The following is a 21,829-nucleotide window of genomic DNA, read 5'->3' as shown; positions in this document are numbered from 1 at the left end:
CAGTCTGACGCCTAAAGCGTCTGGAAGCATGTGACTTTAGTCATGTGAGGTTCACCACAATGTTTACAGTTGTATACCTTATCTGCGTCTCTTTCTTCTTATAATTCAGAGAACAATTATTAAGACGGAAAACTGACGACTGATAGAACAAAGATAAGAATAAGCCGGATAAATGCTGAATGTTACAGCATTTATCCGGCCTTTGTCTTGTAAATTTCGCCACATTTAAATATAAAGCACTATACCTGTATTCTGTCTGCAACTTCATTTCCAAGAACAATCTTTCGGTTTGCAGAAGAAATTATAAGAGAATCGTGGAATTTGCGGAGAACACGAATCGTGCTGCCTTCATGAATATCCATATCGTGCATGGATTTCATAACTTCCGGCAGTCCGAACATCCATTTAATGGTGTAAGTGTATCCCTGAGTAGAATCTGATAATGAATGCATAAAAAAACCTCCCTGTATAAAGTAATATGGTAAATAATGTCAGATAATTTATTGCTATTATTGAAGTAATTGTATATCTATGAGTATTAGTTCGTCAATTATAACATTATTTCATACAATACTTAAATAATCATTCATTTATTCAGATATTTTCAGGGACTTTTTTCCGCATATACATATAATTTATTCGATAAATTTCAGATTATCAAGAGCATAGCGGAGTGCCATGCACATTAATTCATTTCTTGAGCGTCCGCTTTTGGCAGACAAGTCATCATATTGTTCTTGCAGTTCACGTTCAAGGCGAATGGTCATGGTGATTGATTTGTCTTCTTTTTTATCTGTACATTTTGGCCGGACAATAAAGTCGTTTGGCATGATTATCCCTCCTGTATAAACATTTATTAGTGAATGGTTATCATAATTGATATTGCTTATTCTAATTTTGATCTCCGTAATCACTGTTATGATATAAAGTATAGTTACACAGGATTGACATTGATATAACACAATTTTATAATACATATTAGTATTACTTTTCTTCACTTTGAAATAGAAAGGTTATCCTGCGAGACTGTTGTAAGAATTAATTTGATGCGATAGTATGAGTGAGTTATGAATATGTGGGGAATACTTGTAACATTAGAGTGTGTCTGAAAAATCATTCCCGCAAAGTGGGGCGCACATCTTGCAGAAAGCCTTTTTCAGACACGCTCTAGAATGCAGTAAATAAATATTTTCAGAGAGACTGGGTAAATATATGGAAAATATGATTCGGAAATTGTATGGTATGTATATGGATAATGACAATAGAGAAAAAAATGAAATGGCAGTAATGCATGATGATTTATGTAAAGAGAAAAAAGAGAAGGCATACCAGTGCTATCAGAAATTGAGAGTTCAATTGACAGATGAGCTTGCTGAAGAACTGGATGAACTGATGAATAAACATATGGAAATATATCCACAGGAGCTGGAAGAAAGTTTTGCCATGGGATTTAAAATAGGGGCAAGGCTGATGTGCGAGGTTTTTGGTGAAGAAACAGAATGATTGTAAAGCAGATATGGCAATTCTCCAGATAAAGTATGATTTTAGAGGATTGCCATAGGTCTGATAAGTGGGGCTGACATATAATTTTTGATAACATGATCAGGATAATTTATGGTTGTTGAACGTTATCAGAAATTGTGAGGTTGTCAGACGTAATTTCATTCAGGAGATATTCTATAGTATGCATATGTTCATTCATAACTTTTTCTGCAAGAGGTGCATCATTATTGGTTATTGCCTGAACAAGCCGGGTGTGCTGGGAATCAATCTCCGGTGCATCGTTATTTTTCTGCATAAGATAGGAGCGTATTCCAACGATCATATTTTCAGTAATCTGTGCAGAGGCATTTAATACACTCAGTATTAATGGATTGGCAGAAATCTGAGCAATTTTCAGATGCAGATCACGATCCAGATCACCGCGGATTTTTTCATCCTGAGTGCTGTCCAGTCTGGCAATGATAAGCTGGAGTTCAGCAGCATCCAGCGGTGTACAGTTTTGGGCGGCGAGAAAAGCAGCTTTGCTTTCCAGTGCGCCTCGAAGCTGCAATGCATCCTGAATTTTGCTGTTGTACATTTGAAATATGATAGACAGAGGTTCAGTAAGACAGCTGTGAAGATCAGTTGCAATATAATTGGCACCGCCATGTACGCTGACAGTAATCCCGAGCAGGGAAAGAGCCTTCAGGACTTCTCGTAATGCTGGTCTGGAGATTCCGAATTCTTCTGCCAGAATACGTTCAGCAGGAAGTGCGTCGCCGGGTTGTAATTCTCCGTTTTGGATATTTTCGATAATTTGTTTCAGAACATCGTTGAAGGTACTGGTTTTATCTATTTTTCTAAACATTTATTTTCCTCTTTCCTGGTACATCGTTTCGTAAATAACTATACCAATCGCGTAAGATGCGGATTCGAGTGTGCAGCTCTATATCAGATAACTGTTCCGCAGAGATTTCTTTGATTATTAAATAGTTACATACATCTAATATTATAACGGATTGAAAGGGAGATGCAACTGATTCCTGCAAAATTTCTAAAAGTGTAAAATTTTTGCAGTTTTTTTATAAATTTTATAATTATATTAGAAATTAGACAAATTTCTCTCACATTTATAGGTTATGATATTTACATCTTAAGGAAATGACGTACCTTAAGAGAAAATCTTTCCTTTCCCTAAAAAGTGTAAAATGAACGTGAATCACCGCTTAGCCGACAAGATCGACGGAGAAGCGGTGATTTTATTATGTCACTGAAGCAGGATTCTTTCTTATAAACCTCTGTAACGATTAAGACAGGCATAAATTTCCTGAATACGGGGAGTAGCGTAACCACAGGAAATTTTTTGATTCTCCGTAAAGAAGGACAGACCATGTAAAGAGAGATTTTTCCAGAGAAACTGCACAATCTCAGGCAGGGTACGTCTGCCGTCTGCCAGATGTTCAACTGCATATTTCAGCAGGAGACCTAAGGCAGCGGTCTGTTCTGCGTCAATAAGCTGTTCTGTATAGCGGAGATTAATCTCCTGTCTGCCGAGAGAGAAGCCATCTGTTCCGGAGATTCTGGTTTTCAGGCGCTCAGGTTTTGTGGCACCGGAATCGGAATGATTTCCACGGCTGTTATGTCTAAGGCGCTTAGAAGATTCAGCAGGCCTGCTCATAATGCGATGGCTGTGCGGAACCTGAAAATCAGTAACTGAAACAGCAGGCAGGGGATATTGGCTGCATAATTTTTTGACAGAAGCTGTAATATCTTTTGGAACGTAATTGTCCATCTGGATAATTGTATCTGCAATATGAAAGAATGCCCCGGAACTTCCGGCAACAAGAATTGTAGAAATCCCTGCTTTTTTATAAAGATCCTCTGCACGCTCCAGAAACGGAGTGATCGGCTCTTTCTCACGCTGGATAACCTGCTGCATGAAAGCATCACGAACCATGAAGTTAGTTGCGGAGGTGTCTTCGTCAAGAAGAAAAAGGTGGCTTCCGGCTTCTATGCTTTCTGCGATACCGGCTGCCTGGGAAGTGCTTCCACTGGCATCCAGTGTAGAGAAACAGCGGGTATCTTTCTTGTTTGGAAGATCATTTATAAACATGGAAATATCCACATCCTTGATAAAACGGCCATCTTCTGAACGCAGTTTGACAGCAGTTGCATCTGTGATCACGTATTCACGTCCATCTTCGGGGATATGATTGTATACACCAAGTTCAAGTGCATTCAGAAGCGTGGATTTGCCATGATATCCACCGCCTACGATCAGAGTGATTCCCTTTGGAATCCCCATGCCTGTGATTTTTCCTTTATGGGGAAGATTTATGGAAATGCGCAGACTGTCCGGAGAAGTAAAGGGAACGGAAGCTTTCATAGGGCGGGAGGAAATACCGCTTTCTCTTGGGAGGATGGAGCCGTCGGCTATGAATGCGCAGAGATTTTTTGCGGGCAGCGTCTGACGGATAAATTCCTGATCCTCTGCAAGCTCTATATAATTCTGTAATTCCTTTGCATTAAGGCTGGAGTAGAAAAAGGATTTTTGAATGCATACAGGCAGAAAATCAAAAAGGATTTTCTCCAGTTCAGTGGCATTGATCGTGCGGCCATTAGCAGGGAAGCCCACAAAAAAACGGGCGGTTATGCCTTTTTCTGTTATTTCACAGGCTGTCCGGGAAAAAACCTCCTGACCACAGTGACTGACAGTGAGCAGACCGCTTTTGCCGGAGCCTTTTGCACGAAAGCTGTACTGACTAACCTGTTTTTCAAACTGACGTGTAAGATAGTCGCAAAGAGTAGTCCCGGTAAGTGTATCTTTATAATATTCGATGGGAAATCCGGCATCTCTGTGTGAAATCTGAATGCTGACATGAGAGGGAGAAGCAAAAGGATCTCCCTGCACATGGTCGATGGACAGAATATAATTTCCAAAATGATACAGACCTTTCAGCCCTTTATATGCCGGATAACTTTTGCGGTTTATGGAACGAAGCTGCTGACGCAGTTCCTTTGAATTTTTCATGATAGAACCTCCTGGTATTGCAGATATTTTTATAACAATCCTCGCAAATAATGAATTTGAGAGGAGAAACATTAACCTGCCATCAACTATAGCGGAAATGAATCATAATGTCCACTGACAAATAAATATTAATCATATGGAAAATTTTCAGAGGATGTTTTATAATGAAAAACAGGTAATTGTTCAATACCATTACATAATAGCGAACTGATGAATAGTTACCGTTATCAAAGCAATACTATGAATGACAGTCATAAAGAAAGGCGGAACAGTAAATGGAACGTAGAAATGCATGGCTTTCTTATACAGAAGCAGAAGAAAAAGAACTGGAGCAGGTTGCAAAAGCGTATCGCAATTTTCTTAATGTGGGAAAAACAGAGCGTGAATGTGTGACGCAGATCATCAGAGAAGCACGGGCAGCAGGTTATGAATCTCTGGAAGAGAAGACTGCGAAGGGTGAGAAACTGAAAGCAGGAGATAAAGTTTATACAGTCGGAATGAAGAAGATCATTGCACTGTTTCATATCGGACAGGATGATATTTCTGAGGGAATGAATATTCTGGGAGCACACATTGATTCTCCACGTCTTGATGTCAAACAGAATCCATTATATGAGGATACGGATCTTGCATATCTGGATACCCATTATTATGGCGGTGTTAAGAAATACCAGTGGGTGACTCTTCCCCTGGCAATCCATGGCGTAGTGGTAAAGAAAGACGGAAGTACAGCAGAAGTAAATATCGGTGAGGATGAGGATGATCCGATCGTATATATCACAGACCTTCTGATCCATCTTGCAGGAAAGCAGATGCAGAAAAAAGCGACAGAAGTGATCGAGGGAGAGAATCTGGACATCCTGATTGGCAGCAGACCACTGAAAGACCTGGAAGATGATAAGAAGAAAGAGGCAGTAAAACAGAATGTACTGAATATCCTTAAAGAGAAGTATGATATGGAAGAGGAAGATTTTCTTTCTGCAGAGCTGGAGATCGTACCGGCAGGAAAGGCAAGAGAGTGTGGTCTGGACAGAAGTATGATCGCTGCTTATGGACAGGATGACAGAGTGTGCGCATATACTTCTTTGCTTGCAATGCTTGAGATGGACACCCCGAAACACACTTCCTGCTGTCTGTTTACTGATAAAGAAGAGATTGGAAGCGTAGGCGCCACCGGTATGCAGTCACGTTTCTTTGAGAACGCAGTGGCTGAACTTCTGGATGCAATGGGATGCTACAGTGACCTGAGATTGAGAAGAACTCTGAAGAATTCCAGTATGCTTTCCTCTGATGTAAGTGCAGGCTATGATCCGGCTTATGGGGAGGCATTTGAGAAAAAGAATGCAGCTTATCTTGGAAGAGGTATCGTATTAAATAAATTTACCGGAGCAAGAGGTAAATCCGGCTCAAATGATGCAAATGCAGAATATGTGGCAAGAGTCAGAAATATTTTTGACAGCCATGAAGTTGCGTTCCAGACAGCTGAGCTTGGTAAAGTTGATGTAGGCGGAGGCGGAACAATCGCTTATATCGCAGCGCTTTATGGAATGGAAGTCATTGACAGCGGTGTGGCAGTGCTCAGTATGCATGCACCATGGGAAGTGACAAGTAAGGCAGATATTTACGAAGCTAAGAAAGCATATAAGGCATTTCTGCTGGAAGCATAAAAAGTCAGGCAGATGCGGAATAAAAATATGAAGAAATCGTGGAAGCTGTATCGTTTCTGATAACAGAGACTTGCAGATTCCGCAGATAAGGGCAGAGCTTTTGGAAAACTGAAGCGCTGCCCTTTTAACATATAAGTGAGGTTATGATTGTAAAAGGTATTTCTGATATCTTACGAAAGACAGGTTGCGATTCTGTAAGATCTGGATTAGAGCAGGATATTTAATAGACGGGAGGGAAAGATGGAGGAAGCGCTGATCAGAGTAAAAGATTTGTGTAAAATATATAATCCCGGCGAGAATGAAGTACGGGCGCTGGATCATATTAATCTGGAAATTAATAAGGGTGAGTTTGTTGCTATTATCGGACAGTCGGGTTCAGGAAAGTCTACATTTATGAATATGCTGGGTTGTCTGGATGTGCCTACATCCGGCGAATATTTTCTGAATGGAACTGATGTGTCCACAATGGAAGACAATGAACTCTCAGAAGTCAGAAACCGGGAGATCGGATTTATTTTTCAGGGATTTAATCTGATCTCAAATCTGACTGCAATTGAAAATGTGGAACTACCGCTGGTTTACAGAGGGGTAGACAGAAAAACGAGACATAAGCTGGCAGTAGAGTCATTGACCATGGTAGGGCTTGAGAAACGTATGGATCACAGACCAAATGAAATGTCAGGAGGACAGCAGCAGAGGGTGGCTATTGCAAGAGCAATCGCGGCCCAGCCACCGGTGATCCTGGCAGATGAACCTACAGGAAATCTGGATTCTGCATCCAGTAAGGAGATTCTTCAGATTCTTAAAAGTATGCACGAGCAGGGAAAAACGGTCATATTGATCACACATGATAATGGGATTGCTGCTCAGGCAAGGCGTGTAGTCAGAATTATGGATGGAAAGATAGAGTCAGATTTTATCAATAAAAACTATGGGAAAGAAGAATATATAAAAAATCAGCTGGATGCATAAACCCGGTTACAAGGAGACAAATATTATGAAAAAAAAGAAAAGTAAAAAGAAAATTATTATTGGAGCAGCTGCTGTTCTCGTTGTTGCCGGCGGAGTTACAGTAGCAGGTCAGAGGAATTCCACAGAAAATCAGATCCCGCAGGTTCAGGTGGTAATTGCAGAGAAGGGTGATGTTGAGGAAATTGTAGATGCTACAGGAACAGTGGGAAGTGAAGAGGAGAAGACCTATTATTCTCCTGTAAATGCAGAGCTGAAAACGGTTTCTTTTGCCCAGGGAGATGTGGTAAAAAAGGGAACAAAACTGATCGAGTTTAATACAGAGGATCTGGAGAAAGATAATCGGAAAGCAGAACTGAATCTGAAATCAACAAAGTATGATACAAAGGATACAAGAAATAAATCTGACAAAGCAGAGAAGAAGCAGAAGGATGCCAAAAAGAATGTTCAGGAGCTTGAGAAGAAAATAAAGGATAAAAAAGCTTATGTCTCGTCTCTGAAATCACAGATTTCAGCGGCAGCAGCAGCGGCACAGCGTGAAGCGGCAGCTCAGGCATCCGCACAGGCAGCAGCTCAGGCTCAGGCACAGCAGCAGGAAGCTCAGGCAAAAGCCCAGGCAGAGGCAAAGAAACAGGAGGAAATCCAGAGTAAATATCAGGCCGCACTTTATACATACAAGACGGAGACTCTTCCGCAGTACCAGCAGCAGCTCTCAGATCTGAATGCACAGTATAATCAGGCACAAAGCGATTATAATCAGGCAGACACCACATATCAGATGGCATTTGCAACATGGCAGGCAGACCCTTCAGATGAGAATACACAGGCTCTGGATAATGCGGAGGCTGCAAGAACACAGGCACAGCTCGCAATGCAGCAGGCACAGCAGACTTATAATGATCTTAAGCAGCAGACACCGAAAATGCCGGTACTTTCTGATTTCACAGAAAGCAGTGCAGATTACTCATGGGGAATTTCAGACGGTTCAGATGCAGATGACAGCGATGGGGAAGATTCTTCCTCCTACGGATATGATTACAGTGGAAGTGATGGCGGGACAGTAACTGCGGATACTTCTGCTCTGGAAAGTGCACTTGAGACAGCAAGCGATGAACTTGCAGAGCTTCAGTCAGATCTGGCTTCTGAGAAAGCTATCGCAGAGGCAGATTCCACAAGCCTGACAAAAGAAGAAAAAGAGAAACTGAAAGTAACAGATAATCTTTCCGAACTGGACGCAAAATCAGCCGAGGAGCTGGTGAAGGAAGGAAAGAAAGGAATCACCGCGGAATTTAACGGAATCATATCCAAGGCAGATATTAAGCAGGGAGCAGCAGTTACTCAGGGTATGGAACTGTTTACTATTGAGAATACAGACAAGGCAAGTGTGGATGTGACTCTCTCTAAATATGATTATAATACAGTGAAAGAGGGGCAGTCTGTTGAGATTACCTTGGGGGATAATACTTATCAGGGTACTGTAACAAAAATGAGTCATATTGCGGTGCAGAATGAAAAAGGAACACCGGTCATTTCAGCAACAGTAAGCATTGATAATCCAGATGAAGATATTTTCCTGGGAGTAGATGCAAAGGTTAAGATTTATGCGGCTTCTGCGAAAAATGTGGTGACTCTTCCTGTGGAAGTGGTCAATATCGGAAAAGAAGGCTCCTTCTGCTATGTGATAGAAGATGGACTGGTGACAAAGAGAAATATTACCACAGGAATCAGCTCAGAGGATTATGTGGAAATTACGGACGGAATCAAAGAAGGAGAAGAAGTAATCGCAGATCTGGGTGATTACACAGAGGGAATGGAAGTACAGGCAGTTCCTGAACAGACAGGAGAGGACGCTGATGAGTAATCTGTATGAATATATCAAGATGGCAGTCCATAATATTATGGCAAATAAGGGACGTTCTTTTCTGACTATGCTTGGCATTATTATTGGCATTGCTTCTGTAATTGCCATTGTATCTGTGGGTGAAGGAACCAAGAACCAGATGAACAGTGAAATTGATGATATCGGCGGCGGGCAGATTGCCATCAGTGTCAGCGATGAGGCACAGACAGATGAGGAGTGGATCACTGCGGATGATGTGGAAGCAATCCGGGCGATAGACGGTATAGAAGGAGTAAATGTTTCGGATTCATTCAGTGGAGAAACTACCACAGGTAAGGGAAATTTTTCTCTTATGCTGACGGGTGAGGGACCGGATGCAAAGCTGTTAAATAATGCCACCATGAAGCATGGAGTATATTTCGGGGAAAATGAAGTCCAGGAAGCAAAAAATGTCTGTGTGCTTTCCGATGCAGATGCAAAAAGACTCTTTGGCACAGATGATGTGGTTGGAATGACTGTAGATGTCAATTGTTATGGACTGACCAAAAGTCTTCGTATCTGCGGGGTGACAACCCAGAAAGAAAATGGAACCTTTGTCAGTTATACTTATGAGGGAATGCCGGTGACTATTAATGTTCCCTATACTACAATGAATGAATTCACCGGTGTATCCGATTACTTTTTCTCAGTAACAATGCAGGCAGATAAGAGCTTAAACAGTCAGGATGTTGCTGACAAAGTGGTAAAACTGATGGAAAAAAGACATCAGTGTGCAGGAAAAGATTACTTTCAGGTACAGAGCTTTCAGGATATTATGAGCTCTATGAATCAGATGCTGGATATGGTGACTGCTTTTATCTCCTTTGTGGCGGGAATTTCCCTTCTGGTTGGCGGTATCGGCGTTATGAATATTATGCTGGTTTCCGTAACAGAACGTACCAGAGAGATTGGTATCCGTAAGTCACTGGGAGCGAAAACCTCTTCTATTATGATGCAGTTTCTGGCAGAGGCGGCAATTCTGACGGTGATTGGAGGGGTGATAGGAATTGTTCTGGGTGTGATTGGCGGATATGTGATCTGTTCAATCATAAGCAGCAGTATGGGAATGTCCATCACTCCGGGAATCAGCCTGAGTACAATTATGGCGGCGACTTTGTTTTCCTGTGCAGTAGGAGTATTCTTTGGAATTTATCCTGCGAAGAAAGCAGCAAAACTGAGCCCGATCGAGGCTTTGCGGCGGAATTAATGAAAACAGAACTGCGATGGTATTTTGGTGTACCTGTGTTCTGATATCATTACAGAATAGTTGTAAATTGTTATAATTTTGCGAATCAAAAGAAAAAAATAAAAAATTCAAAAAAAGTGTTGACAAATGCTCCAGTATAGAGTAGAATACTCATTGTTGTGAGGGACACGAGATAAGAACTTCACAAGGATGTGCGTTTAGCTCAGCTGGATAGAGCGTTTGGCTACGGACCAAAAGGCCGGGGGTTCGAATCCTCTAACGCACGCTAATAAAAAATAAGACAGTGCAAATGCACTGTCTTATTTTTTTATTCGAGTCCGGGTCGGACTCGAACGGGTTCGATCTACGCTTCGCTCCGGTCGTTGCTAAACGCGTGCCACTGGCACGCAGCAACCTCTAACGCACGTAGAACCGCTAGAAATCAAGGCTTCTAGCGGTTATTTTTTTACTTGACAAGGCTACTTGACCCTTTGGTTAGTTCCGATGGCATAGCCCCGGGAGTAATCATTAAGGAGAAGAAATTTTACATTGAATGTAATTGAGTAAAGCTCTGTCATTCCGATTGTCTTCAGAAATTGTAATGATTTCAACCTTTGGGTGATTTACAATTTCAGGCCAGAAAGATTCTGCAGGTTCCTGTAATACCCCTAAAATGGGAGTCTGCCCATCCAAAAGGTTTAAGATTTTTTTACGAAATAAAGTAGCGTCTGCTTCATGTGGACCAAGTTCATCCATAACAATTAAAGAGCAGTCAGAACACATGGAAAGAATATTGCATCCAAGAAGATCAAAGGTATCGGCAGTGTGTTCATCTGTTTTTCCGCATAAAAACAAAAGATTAGATTCGTTTGGGAATTCCTTCTCTTTTAGATGGTACATATGAACTGAATACTGATTCTTTAGATAGTCTTTTGTGCGGACAGTCAGGAATCCATCAGCGGTTTTCTTATAATCATCCAATATCTTTTGGATCAATGTAGATTTTCCAATGTGTTTTTTACCAGTTAAAAATATATGTTGAGTCATAGTAAAGTCCCATTTTATTTTATAATAGTTCCATAATTGTAACCCACGTATCATTTCTCATGAACTGTTTTGGCTGAGCTGTTTACCGGTAAACAGATAGTTCGTTCACGGCCATAGCGGTCGTGTGTAGTTATCACATCCATTTCAATATCGTAAACAGATTGTAAGGTTTCAGATGTAATGATTTCTTTGGGAGAGCCAAATCCCATAACCTTTCCGGATTTCATGAGAAGAACTTTGTTTCCCACGGAAAAGGGATGCTCAGGACTATGTGTTGACATAATAATGCAATATCCCTGGTTGGCCAGCCCTGAAATTACTTCCATGAGAAGCTGATGATTTGCATAATCCAGATTGGCGGCTGGCTCGTCCATGATGAAGATTTTTGCAGACTGACAGATTGCACGGGCAATTAAAACCAATTGCCTTTGTCCTCCGCTTAAGGAAGTATATTTCCTGTTGGCAAGAGGCAGGGCATTTACTTTCTCCAAGGCAGCAAAAGCTGCTTCCTGATCAGGCTCTTTTGGGGTTTCAAATGCGGAGAAATGAGAAGCACGCCCCATAATTACTATATCAAGAACTGTATAGGCAAATACAGGGGAATGATATTGGGGAATATATGCAATCATATTTGCCAGTGTTTTGGTTGTAAAGTCACTAATATTTTTTCCGGCTATCTTTATTTTTCCATTAGAAACAGGAAGGGAACCTAATATCATGCGGAACAGAGTGGTCTTTCCGCAACCATTAGGACCAAGCAGACAAAGCACATCACCATAGTCTGCGCTGCAGCTGATACCTTTTAAAATATCACCATTGCCGTAACCGCCAAAAACATTTTCAATTTCCAGAAGCATATAATTACGCGCGCTCCTTTCGTTTGATGATAAGATAGATAAAGAAGGGGGCGCCCATGATACTTGTGACAACGCCAAGTGGAAGTTCCATGGACAAAAGGGAACGGGAAATATCATCAACAAGTATCAGGTATCCGCCGCCAAGGATCGCACTTGCAGGTATCAGCCTTCTGTAATCAACGCCAACCAGTGCACGTGCCAGATGGGGGATCATCAGCCCGACCCATCCGATCAATCCTCCAAGACAGACTGCAGCGGCGCTGAGTAATGTGGAAGCGACTATAAAAATCAGACGATATTTACGCACATTGATTCCTAAACTTTTGGCTTCTTCTTCATCCAAAGTCAGCAGATTGATCTGCCATCGAAAAATAAAAATCAGACTTAATCCAATGATCATTGGAAGAACACTCCAGCAAAAGGATTTGGTTGTGGTTTTGGTTAAGCTGCCCATAAGCCAGAAAGTAATTTGCTGGAGAACATCATTGGGGTCTGCGACATATTTGATCATTGTGACACCGGCATTGCAGAGTGACATGATCATAGTTCCGGTCAGAACAAGACTGAGAGTCTGGGAATGTGCGGATTTTCGGCTGATAAGATAGGATGTGGCTACTGCGGCCACACCACCTGCAAAAGCAGAAAGCTGAATCATCCAGTTGGAAGCTCCGTTTAAAATTGCAAAAGCAGCTCCGAGACTTGCGCCGGAAGAAACTCCAAGGATATCCGGAGATACCAGTGGATTGCGAAACATTCCCTGATAGGTTGCACCTGCTACCGAGAGGGAAGCACCAATAAATAAAGCAGACAGAATACGGGGCAGACGGATATTCCAGAATATGGTAACTGCCTGGGGTAAAATATCTCCTTTAAAACCAAATTTTGATAAAAATGCATTTAGTACCTGCACTGGTGTAAGCGGATAATATCCCACCCAGAATGAGAGTACTATAATGATAAACAAAAGTACCAGCATAACCGCCAACAGCAGAACATATCGTCTTTGTCGGGCAGTGGCGGCATTTTTTTCATTAGCTGTCAGATTCATAATCCTTCATCCTTGTAACTTGACTAATCAAATTTACGGTGTTATACTCAGAAAAACCGAATTGTTTTTAAAAACTATTCGTATATACATTATAATACTTAAAAATTGTATAGTCAATTTCAATAAGCGTCAATTATGAGTAATGCGGAGAAAAGAAAGGAGAGAGTTTATGAAAAAGCACAGACAACTTTGGGCTCTGTTTATATGTCTGGTGATGTCAGTCAGTCTTTTAACAGGATATTCTGAGACGAAAGCTGCTACTGAAGAGCCGACGCAGAGTGCGGAGCAGGATGCCACGCAGAAAACTGCTGAAACCCGTGAGATCACAGACATGGCAGGAAGAAAAGTAACTGTCCCAACAGCAGAAAATATTGAATCTGTTTTTTCAGCGGGTCCGGTAGCTGCAATTTTTCTGTATATGGTTGCACCGGATAAGCTTCTTGGGTGGAATTATGAACTGAATGATGTTGAGAAATCTATTATTCTGGACAAATATCAGGATCTCCCTAATTTTGGAATGGGTGATGCTGTCAATTATGAAGCAGTAATTGCTGCCAATCCTACAATTGCTATTAATAGTGGAAAGATTAATGATGCAATGGTTTCTGATTGCGATGCGTTATCAGAAAGCCTTGGAATTCCGGTTGTTGCAGTAGACAACGAGCTTAATAATTCTGCGGAAGCTTTTCGTTTTATGGGCGAACTTCTTGGTGTAGAAGATCATGCAGAAGAGCTTGCCCAGTATGCGGAGCAGGTATTTACTGATATTAATGCGCTTTCAGATATTCCAGAAGAAAAGAAAGTCAGTGTATACTTCGGTAATGGAGAGGATTCACTGGAAACTGCACCCAGGGGATCCCAGCATGCACAGATTCTTGATGCCATCAATGCAGTCAATGTTGCAGATCTGGAATTGGGAGATGGATCTCGTGTTCAGATTTCAGCAGAACAGCTTCTTGCATGGGATCCGGATGTGATTGTTGTAAATGGTGAACCAAAGGCAGATAAAAGCGGAAGTTCTGCAGCAGAAGATATCCTGAGCAATCCTGATTATGCTTCATTAAAAGCAGTACAGGACCAAAAGGTTTATGGAACTCCGAATGCACCGTTTAGCTGGGTGGATCGTCCGGCAGGACCAAATCGTCTGATCGGTATGCGATGGTTCTCAGCATTGATTTATCCGGAATATATTAAATGTGATATCAATGAAGAAATACATAAATTTTTCGATCTTTTTTATCATGTTGATCTGTCCGATGAACAATTGGAAAATGTTCTGAAAGGAACTTTATAAAGGTTAGACATGGACGTGGAAAAGGGCTATACAATAAATAAATAAAAAAGAAACGCTGGTTCCGGTAAATACCGGTTCCGGCGTTTCTTTTTATAATTTTCGGATTATTGCGCTTCCATGCAGATCGCATACAGGATCTGCAAACAGATGGTTTTTCAGACAGAATTCCCCAACCGCTTTTCGGCATCCGGAAAACTGTGTACTGTACACATCGTGAACCAAGAGAACTCCTCCGGTGGCCAGGCGTTCATAGAACAGAGGAAGTGCAGCAGCAGTTGGAGCATAGAGATCCGCGTCCAGAGATACAAAACAAAAAGTTTCATCTCTAACATCGGAAAAGGTATCTGGAAACCATCCTTTGTGGATCACAGTACGTGTAGGATCTGGCATAACATGAAGAACAGAGTCAATATCAGTAGAAGAAAAATCACCTGTTTTGGCGCGGGACAGATTACCGGAGGCTTCTATTGTGATATCCTTTTCTGAAAAGCCCTCAAAAGTATCAAAAAGATGGATTTTTCGGTCTGGAAAGGCTGCACTGATCAGGGAAGAAAATTCACCTCGGAAAACACCCAGTTCTGCAACATTTCCCGGAATATCCAATTGATAGATCTGCTCAGATAAAAGACGCATAACAGCAACCCGTGCGTCAAACATGCGAAGGACGGAGGGATCACGAAAAGGTCCGTGATAACCCAGGTTTTCCATCTGTTTTATCATAGAATTACGCCGTTCTTCATCCAGAACTCCCAGGATGACCAGATCCGGGAGAAGTGCTATTGCAGCATCCGGAGAACAGACTGGAATATTCCCAATATAGGATCCGTGTTTATGGGGGTCATTATCAGCAAAGCACAGGAGCTGACAGGGACTGTTGAGAAGTCTTGCTGTCATTTGTCCAATTTGTCCGGCACCAAATATTACAGCTTTATATACTGATTTTGCCATCATTTTGATGTAGCCTTTCTGTCAGCACGAACCTGGATCATCTGTCCTGTGATGGAAATGGCGATTTCAGCCGGTGTTTCTGCTTTGATCTCCAGTCCTATAGGTGAGATGATACGGTTTAAATCTTGTTCATTAATGTTGTATTCTTCAATCAGACGGCGAAATACAGCAGCTTTTTTTGCGCGGCTTCCAATGACGCCTATATAGCATGCAGGTGTAGCGAGAAGCTGTGCCTGTACAATGGTATCATAGGAATGTCCGCGTGTCATGACGCAGCAATAATCAGCAGCTGTGATAGAAACATACTGCTTTAGATGGTTGAAATCACAAAGTATTGTTTCAACTGCTCCCGGGAAAAGAGCAGGATCTGTAAATTCCGGCCGGTCATCCAGGACAACACAGCGAAAATCAACGCTTGCAAGGATTGGGACAAGCTTTTGTGAGACATGTCCGCCGCCGAATACATAGACAGTTTCTGAGGTTCCAATCTGTTCAGAAAACAGATCATAATCTTCACTGTGATATCGGTGTGGCTTTGCAGATAAAGATGATAATACAGAAGAAGGAACATTGGCAGTTCCGATGAGACCGCATGCAGGACTGTAGAGGCTCACACCGGAGGTGGTGAGAAGATCGCAGATCAGCCAGAAATCTTTTCGCTCTTCATAGAATTTTTCCGCAGTTTCTGTGATTTCCATAATAATCGGATCGTTATGATTAAGATACTGGAAAAAGGCCGTAACATCACCACCACAGATCATGCCAATATTTTCAACATCTTTATGATTCAGCCGGAATTCATGCTGGCAGGATTCCTTTTTTTCAAGAATATCCAATGCCATACATTCAGCACGATATTCTACAGCTCCACCTCCGATGGTTCCGGAAATTCTGCCGTTTTTTCCGACCAGCATGCGGGAACCGGCACCTCTTGGCGTAGACCCTGAGGATGCTGTGACGGAAACAAGTACAAGATCGTTTCCCTCCAGGAATTGTTGTTTTATTGTCTGAAATAATATTCTCATATAATAAAATACCTCCTAACTAAATTAAGTGATTTTTCTGCTTCGGTTGTGTATGTCTGTCTGGACTAAAGCGTGATATGGCAGAGTGACTGTATCATGTCCTGCAGTTTGCGGGCTTGTTCTAACTGCTGCTCATGAGCTTTGCAAGCTTCCGGACTTTTGCATTTACTCATGCTGTCGGTAAATCTTTTTTCTATGGTTACACGTTGTGTTTCCTGAATCAGTTTATCAGCCAGAAATACAATAGCTGCTTCATCCAGCTTGGTTTCCAGCAGACCATGGTGCTGTGAAATAATCTGGCTGATCTCAGGATAACCTAACTGTAAGAAAAGTTCACCGCCTGTTTTGGTGTGATGCCTCTGAAGTCTGGCAATATCATGCAGAAGTGCACCGGAGCGAACAAGCTTCTGATCAAAGATATAACCATTGGATTCCAACATATTGCATAAACAACAGGCAAGTTCAGTAACAGCATCACTGTGAGCTTGTACATGACGGGGCAGAGAAACCGCATTGCGAAGCCTGAAGCATAGCCCGTCATTTAATTCAGGATGAGGCAGTATATAACTGGGATCAGAGAAAGAAATATTATTTCTTTCATTCACTTCCAGATGATAGTAAGAGCCACAGGGAAGACGAAACCGCTGCCTGCTGTACATACCGGAATGTAATGCATATATATAAGAAGAGATTACATCTGTATGAGCTACCACTGCAATATCACCTTCAGAAGCGCAAAGAATCTTATGAACTGCCTGCGAAAAGCGAAAACCAGATGCAGTAGGAGTTTCTGCTCCCGGGATCGGATGATCAGGGTTATTTTCACGGGCTTTATAAATGTCCGGCCATCTCTGGCGTATTTTATCAAAAGAAAGGCCATCCCATTCTCCCAGATTTCGTTCTGACAGATCAGAAACAATTATATGTGGAAGCTCAGGTGCCATATGGCCTGCTGTCTCAACAGCTCTTAACAAAGGACTGCAGTATATCCTTGATATTTTATCAGACAATTCTTCATTAAGAAGGACTGCCTGCAAGTGTCCAAGCATGGATAGAGAGAAATCTGTCTGTCCCACACAGTAAGAATGTTCATCCGGATACTGTGGTTTTCCATGCCGGACCAGATAAAGGCTACGCATTAAAAAATCCTCCGAAACATTCTTCAAATATTTTTTTTGAACAGGAACGTGTTTCTTCTGAAAAACGGGCATATCGTTTCAGAAATTCTTCGCCGTATGGTGTCAGTTCGCTATGGCTTCCCCTTGTACCGCCCTGGCTTCTGATGATCAGAGGTTCATGAAGCTGTGATTCCAGGGTATGGATCAGGTTCCAGCTGGTAGAATAGGAAATGTGCATGCGCTCACAGGCATCACGGACAGATCCTGTTTCATGGATCAGTGTAAGCAGCGAATAGAGCTTTTCATCAAAAAAAACTTTTTCCCGGGCTAGCTGAATATGGATTTCAGAACGGATCAGGCTCTGGTTGTGTATGCGGAGGAGTTCATCGTAATCCTCTGGTGTATCAGCATCATGAATAATACCGGGATCCTCTACATTAAGATAATACATGGGTTCCCCGCAATTATCCACAGCACCTTTAAGTCCTGATTTTCCGTCATCACTTAGAATGGAATCAATCAGTGTGGAACGAATCAGAATGGGATGACCGGGATTGCCATTACAGACCGGAGTTACAAGGGGACGCCCCAGAGAGAGCATTTGCGTGACTGTCTGGGCTGTGAACAGCGGAACATCAACAGGTGTAAAGAGTACCGTATCCACTTTGTCTTTCAGATACTCAAGTCCGATCCTGACAGAATCAAACATATGAGTGTTTGCATAGTTCTCATTTCGAAGAAAGACTACATTATTGGAAGCCAGGTGGCATTCCAGAACATCTGCATGATATCCGGTTACCACTACTACTTTGGAGATTCCGGCCTGCCGGAAATTATTGATCACGCGCTGTGCGATGGAAATGGAGCCAAGCTGAAGCATGGGTTTAAAGTCTCCCATTCGTGATGATTTCCCCGCAGCCACGATGAGGGCGCCTGTCTGCATTCAGATACCTCCTTCTTTCAATGATATTATACAAATTTGATATTATTATAACATATAAAAGAATAAAAATAGTTAAAATTTTAAATAAAACAAAATAAAATTGTCTGGAATATATAAAATAGCCAACTATTAATTATTTGCAATTTGTATAATTGTGCAAAAATATGGTAATATGGATATATAAAATAACGTGGACAGGAGAACTTTTTTATGGATAAGATTTTTGAGATTACCGCAAAAGAAGTTACTGTACAGGTAAAAGATGAGCGTACAGGGGTTGTATACAGCCGGACGCTTCCCATCGATTATTATGAGAATGCAAATGTTTTAAAACTCAGCGGTGAGAATCTGGACGGGAGTAGCTCTTCCATTGTTTTCTATTCTGCCAGAGGAATAGAGAGACTGAAAGATCTGACAGGCAAAGGGGCTGATCATGATCCGTGTGGAGTGCATAAGCCTGAAGATCGGTAATATTAAAATAACGTAACTATTCAGCAGTCATTGTGAAGGCGCTAACAGTTACGGAATGCGTGTTTTTAAAGGAGGTATGGAACATGATTAAAAAGACATTGAAGATTAATGGTGTTGAGAGAATACTTATTCTTGATAAGGATGAGACACTGGCGCAGGTACTCCGTAATCACCTTCTTCTTACAGGATGTAAGATCGGCTGCGGTGAAGGGCATTGTGGAGCCTGTAATGTTATTATGAACGGAAAAGTTACAAGATCCTGTATCTACAAGATGAGCCGTGTTCCCGATCATGCAGAGATCACAACTATTGAAGGTGTGGGAACAATTTCTGATATGCACCCGATTCAGGTTGCGTGGATGGCATATGGATGTGCACAGTGCGGTTTCTGTTCACCGGGCTTTATTATTTCCGCAAAAGTGCTTCTGGATAATAATCCAAGCCCTACCCGTGAAGAGGTAAGAGACTGGTTTAACAAACAGCGTAATCTCTGCCGTTGTACAGGTTACAAGCCGCTGATCGATGCTACTATGGCTGCAGCAGCAGTTATGCGCGGTGAGATGACAAAGGAAGATCTTGTGTTCAAACAGACAGGTGATTCTATTGTTGGAACAAACTATATCCGTCCTTCAGCAGCACAGAAGGTAACAGGTACCTGGGACTTCGGCGCAGATGATGCGTTAAAGATGCCATCAGGAACACTTCGTCTTGCTCTTACACAGGCAAAGGTTTCTCATGCAAATATCCTCAGCATTGACACAACAGAAGCAGAGAGCATGCCTGGTGTTGTCCGTGTTATCACAGCAAAAGATATTAAGGCAGCAGGCGGAACCAATAAGATCAATGGTCTTGTAATGCTTCCAAAACACAACAAAACAGACGGTTTTGAACGTCCTGTACTCTGCGATGAAAAAATCTTCCAGTTTGGTGATGCGATTGCCATCGTAGCTGCTGATACAGAAGAGCATGCACGTGCAGCAGCAGAAGCAGTTAAAGTTGAGATTGAAGAGCTTCCTGCATACATGAATGCAATGGATGCCATCGCACCGGATGCAGCGGAGATCCATCCCGGTACTCCGAACGCATTCTTTGAGACAAACTGTATCAAGGGTCCTGATTTTGACTGGGACAGCATTCCGGATTCACAGCAGGTTGAGATAGAATCTTACTGTTCACGTCAGCCTCATCTTCATCTTGAGCCGGACTGCGGTTATGGTTATATTGACGAAGACGGTATGATAACTGTTCATTCCAAATCCATTGGTATCCATCTGCATATGCCTATGATCGCTGATGGTATCGGCGTGCCAATGGAGAACTTACGAATTGTTCAGAACCATGCAGGAGGAACCTTTGGTTACAAGTTCTCTCCTACAAATGAGGCTTTGATCGGCGCTGCTGTTAAGATTCTTGAACGTCCAGTATCTCTGGTATTTAATCAGTTCCAGAATATTACATATACAGGAAAGAGATCTCCTGCATTTATGAATATCAAGCTTGCAGCAGATGAAAACGGTAAGCTTCTTGCACTCTGGGGCAATAACTATGTGGATCATGGTCCATACTCAGAATTCGGTGACCTGCTTACAATGAGACTTTCTCAGTTTACAGGTGCGGGCTACGGAATCAATTCTATCCGCAATAAATCTACAACAGTATTTACAAACCACGCATGGGGTTCCGCATTCCGTGCTTACGGTTCTCCGCAGTCTTACATGGGATCTGAGATTGCGATAGATGTTCTGGCAGCAAAGATGGGAATCGACCCGTTCGATATCCGTGAAATGAACTGTTACAAAGAATCCGAAGGTAGTACGATCCCTACAGGTTATCCGCCTGAAGTATACTGTGAAGAAGATCTGTTCAAGACAGCACGTCCACTGTATGAGGCAGCTAAGAAACGTGTGGCTGAAAAGAATGCAGCTTCTGATGGTAAGATCAAATATGGCATCGGTGTATCTCTCGGTGTATATGGCTGTGGCCTTGACGGTGTTGATACATCAAACGCATTTGCAGAGCTGAATCCGGATGGAACAGTTACAATGTATGCTGCATGGGAAGACCATGGACAGGGCGCTGATATGGGTGTTCTTGTATCATCTCATGAAACACTTCGTCAGGCAGGAATCAGACCGGAACAGATCAAACTTGTTATGAATGACACCAAGACATGTCCTAATGCAGGTCCTGCAGGTGGATCACGTTCACAGGTTATGTCAGGTAATGCATGTCGTCTGGCAGCAGAAAACCTTGTGGCAGCTATGAAGAAAGAAGACGGAACCTTCCGTACTTATGATGAGATGGTGGCTGAAGGTCTTGCAACAAAATATGAAGGTAACTGGGTGACAACCTTCTGTGCAGATCATCCGATCGATCAGGATACAGCACAGGGTGATCCGTTTGCAACCTACATGTACACGATCTTCCTTCCGGAAGTTGCTGTTAATACAGAAACAGGTAAAGTTAAAGTTGAAAAATTCACCTGTGTGGCTGACGTAGGTACGATCATGAACAGACTTCTTGTAGAAGGCAACTTCTACGGCGGTCTTGTACAGGGCATCGGTCTTGCTCTTACAGAAGATTTCGAGGATCTGAACCATGATACTTCTCTGAAGAACTGTGGTATTCCGTATCCAAATGATGCACCGGATGATATTGAACTTCATTTCAATGAAACATATCGCCCAAGCGGTCCTTACGGTGCTGCCGGCTGTGGTGAGGCTCCGCTGGATGCTCCTCATCCTGCAATCCTGAATGCAATCTACAATGCTACAGGCGCACGTATCACACGTGTTCCTGCCCGCCCGGAAAAGGTTCTTGCAGCATTAAAGGAACTTGAGAAATAATTCTCAGTATAATTTTAT

The 21,829-nt window shown here is 42.2% G+C and carries 20 protein-coding genes and 1 tRNA gene; 10 read left to right on the top strand and 11 right to left on the bottom strand.

All coding sequences use genetic code 11. The features are described from left to right. Positions 1–239: 239 nt before the first annotated feature. Together G4417_RS11500 and G4417_RS11495 are read right to left on the bottom strand one after the other, a co-directional pair. On the bottom strand, positions 240–452 hold the full coding sequence (locus tag G4417_RS11500; RefSeq protein WP_022380784.1) for a FeoA family protein: 213 nt from the start codon (positions 450–452) through the stop codon (positions 240–242). A gap of 183 nt (positions 453–635) precedes the next feature. Continuing rightward, entirely contained in the window at positions 636–830 is a 195-nt protein-coding gene (locus G4417_RS11495; protein ID WP_008708051.1) for a ribbon-helix-helix domain-containing protein, read from the bottom strand. A gap of 282 nt (positions 831–1,112) precedes the next feature. Between G4417_RS11495 and G4417_RS17750 the strand changes: the two genes are divergently transcribed. Together G4417_RS17750 and G4417_RS11490 are read left to right on the top strand one after the other, a co-directional pair. After that, positions 1,113–1,181, top strand: a complete 69-nt coding sequence (locus tag G4417_RS17750) for a DUF6783 domain-containing protein (RefSeq protein WP_420314196.1) — start codon at positions 1,113–1,115, stop codon at positions 1,179–1,181. A gap of 31 nt (positions 1,182–1,212) precedes the next feature. Beyond that, positions 1,213–1,503 (top strand): DUF6809 family protein, encoded by a 291-nt coding sequence (locus G4417_RS11490; RefSeq protein ID WP_173683530.1) that lies wholly within the window; start codon positions 1,213–1,215, stop codon positions 1,501–1,503. A 109-nt stretch (positions 1,504–1,612) separates the two neighbouring features. Here the strand turns inward: G4417_RS11490 and G4417_RS11485 are convergent, their stop codons facing one another. Together G4417_RS11485 and G4417_RS11480 are read right to left on the bottom strand one after the other, a co-directional pair. Beyond that, positions 1,613–2,350: a FadR/GntR family transcriptional regulator gene (locus G4417_RS11485; RefSeq protein WP_008708053.1), complete on the bottom strand. Its 738-nt coding sequence runs from the start codon at positions 2,348–2,350 to the stop codon at positions 1,613–1,615. A gap of 420 nt (positions 2,351–2,770) precedes the next feature. Beyond that, on the bottom strand, positions 2,771–4,513 hold the full coding sequence (locus G4417_RS11480) for an ABC-ATPase domain-containing protein (protein WP_173683529.1): 1,743 nt from the start codon (positions 4,511–4,513) through the stop codon (positions 2,771–2,773). 275 nt (positions 4,514–4,788) lie between these two features. Between G4417_RS11480 and G4417_RS11475 the strand changes: the two genes are divergently transcribed. The 5 genes from G4417_RS11475 to G4417_RS11455 all read left to right on the top strand — a co-directional run bounded on the left by G4417_RS11475 (position 4,789) and on the right by G4417_RS11455 (position 10,500). Further along, positions 4,789–6,180 carry an aminopeptidase gene (locus tag G4417_RS11475; protein WP_173683527.1) on the top strand — a complete coding sequence of 464 codons (1,392 nt, stop codon included), beginning with the start codon at positions 4,789–4,791 and terminating at the stop codon, positions 6,178–6,180. Positions 6,181–6,420: 240 nt separating this feature from the next. Beyond that, the gene (locus G4417_RS11470; RefSeq protein WP_008708059.1) at positions 6,421–7,152 is read left to right on the top strand and encodes an ABC transporter ATP-binding protein; all 732 of its coding nucleotides are present in this window, start codon (positions 6,421–6,423) and stop codon (positions 7,150–7,152) included. A gap of 25 nt (positions 7,153–7,177) precedes the next feature. Continuing rightward, positions 7,178–9,010, top strand: coding sequence for an efflux RND transporter periplasmic adaptor subunit (locus tag G4417_RS11465; protein ID WP_055053075.1), 1,833 nt, complete (start codon positions 7,178–7,180; stop codon positions 9,008–9,010). Then, a complete protein-coding gene (locus G4417_RS11460; RefSeq protein WP_022380789.1) occupies positions 9,003–10,235 on the top strand; it encodes an ABC transporter permease in 1,233 nt (410 codons plus the stop codon). The genes G4417_RS11465 and G4417_RS11460 overlap by 8 nt, the downstream gene beginning before the upstream one ends. A 191-nt stretch (positions 10,236–10,426) precedes the next feature. Continuing rightward, a tRNA-Arg gene (locus tag G4417_RS11455) sits at positions 10,427–10,500 on the top strand. A 242-nt stretch (positions 10,501–10,742) separates the two neighbouring features. Here the strand turns inward: G4417_RS11455 and G4417_RS11450 are convergent. From G4417_RS11450 to G4417_RS11440, 3 genes are read right to left on the bottom strand one after another with little or no spacing between them, the layout of a single operon-like run. Continuing rightward, complete coding sequence (locus G4417_RS11450) at positions 10,743–11,315, bottom strand: nucleoside-triphosphatase (protein ID WP_202048524.1); 573 nt, start codon at positions 11,313–11,315, stop codon at positions 10,743–10,745. Further along, complete coding sequence (locus tag G4417_RS11445) at positions 11,312–12,118, bottom strand: ABC transporter ATP-binding protein (protein ID WP_025578960.1); 807 nt, start codon at positions 12,116–12,118, stop codon at positions 11,312–11,314. The genes G4417_RS11450 and G4417_RS11445 overlap by 4 nt, the downstream gene beginning before the upstream one ends. A gap of 4 nt (positions 12,119–12,122) precedes the next feature. After that, positions 12,123–13,166, bottom strand: coding sequence for a FecCD family ABC transporter permease (locus G4417_RS11440; protein ID WP_019160614.1), 1,044 nt, complete (start codon positions 13,164–13,166; stop codon positions 12,123–12,125). A 169-nt stretch (positions 13,167–13,335) separates the two neighbouring features. On the opposite strand from G4417_RS11440, the gene G4417_RS11435 reads away from it, so the two are divergent. After that, positions 13,336–14,460: an ABC transporter substrate-binding protein gene (locus G4417_RS11435; protein ID WP_019160615.1), complete on the top strand. Its 1,125-nt coding sequence runs from the start codon at positions 13,336–13,338 to the stop codon at positions 14,458–14,460. A 90-nt stretch (positions 14,461–14,550) separates the two neighbouring features. Here G4417_RS11435 and G4417_RS11430 read toward each other — a convergent pair whose 3' ends face one another. The 4 genes from G4417_RS11430 to G4417_RS11415 form a co-directional block, all read right to left on the bottom strand. After that, positions 14,551–15,408, bottom strand: a complete 858-nt coding sequence (locus tag G4417_RS11430) for a TylF/MycF/NovP-related O-methyltransferase (RefSeq protein WP_243872134.1) — start codon at positions 15,406–15,408, stop codon at positions 14,551–14,553. Continuing rightward, positions 15,408–16,433: an XdhC family protein gene (locus G4417_RS11425; protein WP_019160617.1), complete on the bottom strand. Its 1,026-nt coding sequence runs from the start codon at positions 16,431–16,433 to the stop codon at positions 15,408–15,410. The genes G4417_RS11430 and G4417_RS11425 overlap by 1 nt, the downstream gene beginning before the upstream one ends. A gap of 65 nt (positions 16,434–16,498) precedes the next feature. Continuing rightward, the gene (locus G4417_RS11420; protein WP_173683526.1) at positions 16,499–17,572 is read right to left on the bottom strand and encodes a histidine phosphatase family protein; all 1,074 of its coding nucleotides are present in this window, start codon (positions 17,570–17,572) and stop codon (positions 16,499–16,501) included. Next, entirely contained in the window at positions 17,565–18,494 is a 930-nt protein-coding gene (locus G4417_RS11415) for an NTP transferase domain-containing protein (RefSeq protein ID WP_173683524.1), read from the bottom strand. The genes G4417_RS11420 and G4417_RS11415 overlap by 8 nt, the downstream gene beginning before the upstream one ends. 210 nt (positions 18,495–18,704) lie before the next feature. Here G4417_RS11415 and G4417_RS11410 point away from each other — a divergent pair, with 210 nt between their 5' ends. Together G4417_RS11410 and G4417_RS11405 are read left to right on the top strand one after the other, a co-directional pair. Continuing rightward, a complete protein-coding gene (locus G4417_RS11410; protein WP_055199670.1) occupies positions 18,705–18,965 on the top strand; it encodes a hypothetical protein in 261 nt (86 codons plus the stop codon). An 83-nt stretch (positions 18,966–19,048) separates the two neighbouring features. Further along, entirely contained in the window at positions 19,049–21,811 is a 2,763-nt protein-coding gene (locus G4417_RS11405; protein WP_019160621.1) for a molybdopterin-dependent aldehyde oxidoreductase, read from the top strand. The last annotated feature ends 18 nt before the right edge of the window (positions 21,812–21,829 follow it).

The sequence above is a fragment of the Blautia wexlerae genome, from assembly GCF_013300825.1.
In the GTDB taxonomy this organism is placed as follows: Bacteria; Bacillota; Clostridia; order Lachnospirales; family Lachnospiraceae; genus Blautia_A; species Blautia_A wexlerae_B.
The sequence above is the reverse complement of the archived record's forward strand: the minus strand, read 5'-3'. Positions and strand labels throughout refer to the sequence as shown.